Below are 671 nucleotides of genomic sequence, written 5' to 3'. Positions count from 1 at the left end.
CGAGATCTGGAACCTCAAGCGCGGCGGGCACGACTACCGCAAGGTCTACGCCGCGTACAAGGCCGCGACCGAATTCAAGGGCAAACCCACCGTGATCTTGGCCAAAACGGTCAAGGGCTACGGCCTGGGCCCGCACTTCGAAGGCCGCAACGCCACCCACCAGATGAAAAAACTCACCCTCGACGACCTCAAGAAGTTCCGCGACCACCTGCGGATCCCGGTCACGGATGAGGAGCTGGAGAAGGATCCGTACCGGCCGCCGTACTTCCACCCGGGCACGGACGCGCCGGAAATCAAGTACCTGCTGGAGCGCCGCGCGGCCCTGGGCGGTTCGGTTCCGGAGCGGCGTTCGAAGCACTCGGACATCGAGCTGCCCGAGGCGAAGTCCTACGAGGTCGCCAAGCGTGGTTCGGGCAAGCAGCAGGCCGCAACCACCATGGCGTTCGTCCGCCTGCTCAAGGACCTGATGCGGGATAAGAACTTCGGCAAGCACATCGCGCCGATCATCCCGGATGAGGCCCGCACGTTCGGCATGGACGCGTTCTTCCCGACGGCGAAGATCTACAACCCCAAGGGCCAGAACTACCTGTCCGTGGACCGGGACCTGGTCCTGGCCTACAAGGAGTCCGCCCAGGGCCAGCTGATCCACCCCGGCATCAACGAAGCCGGCG

At 64.7% G+C, this 671-nt stretch carries 1 pseudogene; it reads left to right on the top strand.

Features of this window, described 5'->3' with window-relative positions:
* Positions 1-671, top strand: a pseudogene (locus tag AC5RWD_RS23160) (pyruvate dehydrogenase (acetyl-transferring), homodimeric type); the annotation flags it as partial.

This window comes from Arthrobacter sp. CMU6 (assembly GCF_059090205.1).
This window is presented reverse-complemented; position numbering and strand designations above follow the sequence as displayed.